Origin of the sequence: Paenibacillus maysiensis, from assembly GCF_000520815.1 — a bacterium.
Lineage (GTDB): Bacteria > Bacillota > Bacilli > Paenibacillales > Paenibacillaceae > Paenibacillus > Paenibacillus maysiensis.
The window spans coordinates 38,895-45,065 of record NZ_ASRY01000293.1; the positions used below are offsets into that span (position 1 = coordinate 38,895).

The window sequence follows — 6,171 nt, forward strand, 5'->3', positions numbered from 1 at the left end:
CGAACAGAAATATCTTTAGAATAGGCGTATAGCTATCACAACTTGCTCCACAATAACAATACCACAGGATGGTTACTCGACTGGAGGAAAAGAAATGACATCGGAGTGGCAGAGATTACAGACTAAACTGCCGGAATGGGTGGAACAAAGCCGTCATCAGTATGTCCATGGCAAGGTGGCAGCGTATATTCCCGAATTGTCCAAAGCCCCGGCCGACGCGCTGGGTGTTGTTGTGATGAACGGAACCGGCGAGACCGTGCTAGCCGGAGATACCAAAATAAGCTTTACAATGCAAAGCATCTCGAAGGTATTCACGCTTATTTTGGCCTTGATGGATAATGGTGAAGATGTTGTCTTCTCCAAGGTTGGTATGGAGCCTACCGGAGACCGTTTTAATTCCATGCTGAAGCTGGAGCTGGTCGAGCCGGGCATCCCGTTTAACCCGCTTATTAATGCCGGAGCCATCGCCGTGTCCTCTTTGATTCGTGGGAACAGTCCCGAAGAGAAGTTTGCCCGTGTCCTGCAATTTTTCCGTTTGCTTACCCGTAATGACACGCTGGAGTATGACCAGGATGTCTACGATTCGGAATCTGCTACAGGCCATTTGAACCGTTCTCTTGCCTATTTCTTGATGGAAAAGGGAATTCTGCGCGGACATGTTGAGGATGTGCTGGAGGTTTACTTCAGGCATTGTGCTGTAAAATTGAACTGTACGGATTTGGCGCGCCTGGGACTTGTATTAGCCTACAATGGACGTGATCCGGTCACGGGTGTACCGCTGATTCCCCGCCGCTATGTGCAGATCGCCAAAACCTTTATGACCACATGCGGCATGTATGACGCATCCGGAGAATTCGCCATTCAGGTCGGGCTGCCCGCCAAAAGTGGCGTGTCTGGCAGCATTATGACGATGGTGCCCGGACGATATGGCATTGGACTGGTCGGACCTTCTCTGAACCGCATGGGCAACAGTACAGCGGGTGTACACTTGCTGGAGACCATGTCGCGAGATTTGGATTGGAGCTTGTTCTAGTTTACGAAAAAAAGGGGATTCCCAGCCTTTCAAGGCCTACGGGAATACCCTTTTCTTTTACTTACCTGATATGCTAAATGGTCTGTCCATTAACCAGTTTGATATGAATGCGGAACGGATCAGCTACATACTTGGCACCATCGCGTTCCTGCACTCCATATCCCGCCGCAGTCAAACGGGCGACAACGGCCTCCAGTTCCTTCTGATCCGGCACAATCAGTTCAAAATAATCCAGGCCCGCAGCATGCTCGGGAGCTGGGGGCGCCCCTTCCCCTGCCCATATATTCAAGCCCATATGGTGGTGGTAACCACCTGCGGATACGAACATAGCAGACGAGCCATAGCGACATGTAATATCAAAACCGAGCACATCACAATAAAATTGCTGCGCCTTGAGCAAATTAGACACATGGAAGTGAACATGCCCAATTACCGTTCCTTCGGGCAGCCCTTGCCAAGGTAGGTTCTCGGAAATAGCGACCAAGCCTTCTGCATCCACAGGATCTGTTCCCATAATGTAATATCCGTTAGCATCTTTCTTCCACTGATCACGAGGACGATCCGCATAGATCTCTATTCCGTTATTATCCGGATCATGGATATACAGAGCTTCACTTACATCATGATCCCCCTGTCCGATTTCAATCTCATGAGCAAGCAGATTACGTAGTGACAGGCCCAGAGCCACGCGGTCCGGTACAAGAATAGCAAAGTGATACAATCCGGCTGCGGATTGGCGTGGAAGAATAACTGCATTTTGAATAAACTTAAGGGTCAGTAGCGGATGCTTTCCGTCGACTGTCAATTCAGCGGTATCCGCCGTTTGACGCAGCAGTTGAAAACCAACGACCTCGGTATAAAATTGAATAGAGCGCTCCAAGTTACTAACCTTTAATGAAATCTGCCCGATTCTGGTGTTGTTATGAATATGTGCTGTCATGAGATTTCCCTCTTTCTACATAGATTGGAGGACTACGCTAATGATAAATTACTGTTCTCTTGAGGTACGGCGGCCAAACAAAGAATCCAGAGACAAACGAGTCGTCGGCGCAAATACTAAATGCAGAGCTACCAGAATAAAGGCAATATCCAGCTCATAACCTGCTCCCTGACCATTACCCATCAGACCGCCGGACAATTTTGCTGTGAAAATCGCTCCGATCAATACAATAACAAAAAGTCCAGATACATAACGGGTAAACAACCCAAGAATTAAAGTAATTCCTCCGACTAACTCAATTACTGCAACGACATAACCTAAAAATCCCGGAACACCAATACTAGAAAACCAACCAGCCACATTGCCCAGCCCCATTTGAAATTTAGCAATTCCGTGCGCCAAAAACAAGATACCCAAAGCCACCCTCATAATTGTTGAAATGTTTCTGCTTGCTGAACTCATATTTATCTCTCCATTCTGAATGAAAATTATTAGTAATAGGAATAATTATTTTGTAATGTGAATTTATCATAAGAAAGTATAGTTTGTCAATAAAATATTTGGTATAATAAATAATAAATTAGTATACATTATATTCCCTTGAAGGAGGAAGGCTCTATGGGTATAGGATGCAATATACGCGCCGCGCGTAAACGTAAAAATTTATCCATCCAGCAAATATGCGAACGAACCGGATTATCTCAAGGCTTTATGAGTCAAGTGGAAAACAATAAAACCTCCCCTTCCATTGCTACACTGGACAGCATCGCTAATGCACTTAAGGTACCCCTCGCTTTTCTGCTGCTCAAAGAAGAGGAACGAATGCAGGTGATTCGGAAGGATGAGCGCCGCAAAACGGTTTATGGCAAAAATAAGCTTCAGATTGACCATTTGGGGGGGCAGGGTAACGTCAAAATGATGCTGGTGGACATGCCGCCAGGCTCATCCACGGAAGAAGAGCATGCTCATGCGGGCGATGAGATTCATTTTGTTATGGAAGGCACGGTATATGTGGAGCAAGGCGAGGATTCGGCTACCCTTGAAGCGGGAGATTCCTTTAGCTGGAGAGCAGCCATTCCGCATTATGTCAAAAACATTGGAGAAAACAACGCCCGTATTTTGATTTCTGTATTTCTCGAAGCAGAGAATGAAGCTTAAATTTCATCAAAAAAAGCGCGTACCGGGAAGTCGTTTTTTCACTTTCACGGTACGCGCTTATTATGTTCTTTAATTACTAAGTCCAACTTTAACTTTATTCCATCGCCTATTTGGCATCTGTCCGTGATTCCCACGGCAGCTTGAAGGTTTTCATGATCTGCTTGGTATCAGAGGGGAGTTCAGTTCCTAAATTTACTACAGTCCCCAGCAACTCGTCTTTATGATCCATAGTAATACGCCCGTAATAAGTGGTGCTGCTGTCTCCCCATCCTGTAGTAAACTCATAGACCAGCGGCTTATTTAGTTTCGGGTATGTTCCCCACTGATTTTTAACTTTATTATTCAAAAAACGCTCCAGCGGGTCATAATCCATGGTGAACTTTTTATTATAAGGCTCTCCTACATACCCTTGATAAGTGACAACCGGAAAACCGTCTTTCACTTCAACCAGGCTCAACACATCTCCACTAATTATAAAATAACGCAATGCTTCTCCTTGAGGAAACAAATAAATACTCGCCAGGATTTCAGTATTGGGAAAATGAACATCAATATAAGGATGAGCAGAGCGTCTGTCTAAACGAACTAACGCTTCGCGCGCAACCGCCAAATCTCCCTCATAAATCTGTTCTTTTATTTTACCTTGGATCGGTGGTTGCACCTGGATCTGCGGACCGGTCTTTTCCAGCGTATATCCCAGCTCAAACGACACATCACGGAGAGGTATATATACTTCTTTACCTGAAATCTCAAAGGTAAGTTGTTGCTGGTTCTTACGTGATGGTTCCTTCAACTGAACAGGTTCCGACCACTTTTGTAGCGTAACCAGCTTCTTTTTGACATCCCAATGATAGGTTGCACCCACAGCTTCGGCAAAGGGTTTAAGCGGAATCGTGAGCTTTCCGGCGATCAGCATAGGTGTAGCCTTTGAGTTTAATGGCTGTCCGTTTACGACAATAGTTGTTAATTGCGTTGATTGCGTTTTTGGTGTCGGTGTGGCTTTTTGTTCGGCAGCGTCCACCACTCCTTGCTGTGTAACTGTGAATAGTATGGATAGTGTAAACAAGGCGGCAAGCAGTCGCTGAAATGTTCCCCGGTTTAACTCCATGACCAGTCTCCGTTCACTTTAATGGGCTTTTGTACTCAAATTCTATCTCTTCTTGGCTGCGTCAATATCTCCAGGATTTAAACCTTCCCAGATATTCGGGATACTGACGGTCTCTGGATGCTCGAATACGAGGAACGCTGTCGGTAAATACCGCTCGCCGTATTCAGAAGAAGGTTTATTCACAATGGCATGATCCTTGACGAGCACAGTCGATGATCCACCATCCAGATTAGCACCGATAACCGCTCCGTGTTTAAGTAAAATGTTTTGCATATCATACAAATTGGCACCGATGCTGTAACCCGGCTGACGACCGTCGATGGTCACAAAAATAATCGCGCCGTCTGCTCTTTGCCCCATTGCCGTACGGGGAGCAATTCCCCATCCTTCGCTTGCATTGCGAATAAGACCTTTACCATTCACGATCAGGCGTGGCTGAAAGGTAACTGCTTCTTGCACGTTCATTTTGGCTAGCTCGGACAGCGAGTAATGCCCGGCCACCATTTTGCCTTGCTTATCAATCCCTACGATTTGGGCAGAAGCGTTTTTTCCCATATCGTTGTAGTATAGCTGGCCTTGTGAAATAACAACGCCGATCGGCTTAAAGCCATTCCCATTCCAGTTAGGATCGGCAAAGCCGCCACCATTTACGCCTGCAACAGCTCCCAAGCGCTCTACCATACTGGATACTCTTTCTCCCTTGCCTATATTGGCAGGAATCCCGAGTCTGATTTTAGTCGGGTCATGCACTGTCATTACATAGCCGTGATAATTGCGGCCCGATACCTCTTCTACTTCAACCAGCGGCGTTTGCTGCACCTTGGTCGGTGTCAGATCAGGCAGCTTGATCGTATGTCTGTCCTTCTCCTCGCCCATCTGTTCGAAACGGGCCGAATATTCAGCCACTCGCTTCTGAGCCTCCGCTTCACCAATAAAATATTTTGCCCAGTGACGATGTTGTGTAGTGATCAGCGTATCCGCAGCCAAGTAGCGCATGTCCTTGCCAGATGGTGTTAAAAACAGCCACGCGCCGCCCCCAATTCCAGCGAGCAGTAATACAATAAAAAGCCGCCCCATAAAGCGACCAAATTTTCCTTTTCGTTTCTTTTTTTTGTTTTTCTGCCTGCGAGCTGTTGCACGCTGTGGCAAGACTTCCGGTTTCATTCGCCATCTCTCCTGTATGCTGACTTCTGTCTTGAATATAACTGTTCTCTCAATGAGCTGATAGAGTTTGTTTTTCAGGACAGCCATGCTGCTGATTCTTATCCTCAGAGGGTAACAGATCGGCAGCGACATCTAACGACAATATCATAAACTAATTTTGTAGAATGATAGTGTCAATTTTTTAACAGATTCATCATACCGAAAAAGAACACAATAAAACAGCCCTCCACATCAATGTGAAGGACTGTTTGGAAAATTACGTTAGAAACCACGTGGGTCGTAACCTTGTTTCATTTGCATTGCAATCTCTTTTATGGCGCTGCCTCTGGTTCAAGCAGCATGAACAGTTCTTTCATTTGTTGTCGCTTGAGCTTCGGACTGAGCACATACAGGGTATCTCCCGGCTTAATCACAGTTGTGCCTCTCGGAGCTATAATTTGCTCTTCTCGAATAATAGCGGTGAATAAAATATCTTCAGGCAACTGTATATCCTGAATCGCTTTGCCCGCTATCGACATCCCTTTTTGTACCTGAATGTGGTTGATTTCCGAAGTGGTTTTTCCCAGAGAAACTAATTCCAAGAGCGAAGGTGATGATGTTTCGTTAGGGTCCATTAAGCCGAGTTTCACCGCCAGCCACGAAATGGTCGTACCTTGTATAATGGCGGAGGTAAGCACGACGAAGAATACGACATTAAAAAACATCGGCCCCACATCCATCTCATCCAGTAGTGGATAGGTAGCCAGTACAATCGGTACCGCTCCTCTT

At 46.0% G+C, this 6,171-nt stretch carries 7 protein-coding genes; 2 read left to right on the forward strand and 5 right to left on the reverse strand.

The features are described 5' to 3' along the window. Nucleotides 1–94 precede the first annotated feature (94 nt). A complete protein-coding gene (gene glsA / locus L696_RS0122900; protein WP_025685728.1) occupies nucleotides 95–1,033 on the forward strand; it encodes a glutaminase A in 939 nt (312 codons plus the stop codon). Nucleotides 1,034–1,106: 73 nt separating this feature from the next. Here glsA and L696_RS0122905 read toward each other — a convergent pair whose 3' ends face one another. Further along, nucleotides 1,107–1,973, reverse strand: a complete 867-nt coding sequence (locus tag L696_RS0122905) for a VOC family protein (protein ID WP_025685729.1) — start codon at nucleotides 1,971–1,973, stop codon at nucleotides 1,107–1,109. Between the two features lie 48 nt (nucleotides 1,974–2,021). Continuing rightward, the gene (locus L696_RS0122910; RefSeq protein WP_025685730.1) at nucleotides 2,022–2,435 is read right to left on the reverse strand and encodes a DoxX family protein; all 414 of its coding nucleotides are present in this window, start codon (nucleotides 2,433–2,435) and stop codon (nucleotides 2,022–2,024) included. A gap of 156 nt (nucleotides 2,436–2,591) precedes the next feature. Between L696_RS0122910 and L696_RS0122915 the strand changes: the two genes are divergently transcribed. After that, nucleotides 2,592–3,131 carry a helix-turn-helix domain-containing protein gene (locus L696_RS0122915; protein WP_025685731.1) on the forward strand — a complete coding sequence of 180 codons (540 nt, stop codon included), beginning with the start codon at nucleotides 2,592–2,594 and terminating at the stop codon, nucleotides 3,129–3,131. A 106-nt stretch (nucleotides 3,132–3,237) separates the two neighbouring features. Here L696_RS0122915 and L696_RS0122920 read toward each other — a convergent pair whose 3' ends face one another. The 3 genes from L696_RS0122920 to L696_RS28915 all read right to left on the reverse strand — a co-directional run. Further along, the gene (locus L696_RS0122920) at nucleotides 3,238–4,239 is read right to left on the reverse strand and encodes a stalk domain-containing protein (RefSeq protein ID WP_049827500.1); all 1,002 of its coding nucleotides are present in this window, start codon (nucleotides 4,237–4,239) and stop codon (nucleotides 3,238–3,240) included. A 42-nt stretch (nucleotides 4,240–4,281) separates the two neighbouring features. Further along, on the reverse strand, nucleotides 4,282–5,403 hold the full coding sequence (locus tag L696_RS0122925) for a phosphodiester glycosidase family protein (protein WP_025685732.1): 1,122 nt from the start codon (nucleotides 5,401–5,403) through the stop codon (nucleotides 4,282–4,284). A 311-nt stretch (nucleotides 5,404–5,714) separates the two neighbouring features. Next, nucleotides 5,715–6,171: TrkA C-terminal domain-containing protein (locus L696_RS28915; protein WP_280740291.1), on the reverse strand; the 457-nt coding region annotated here is incomplete at its 5' end.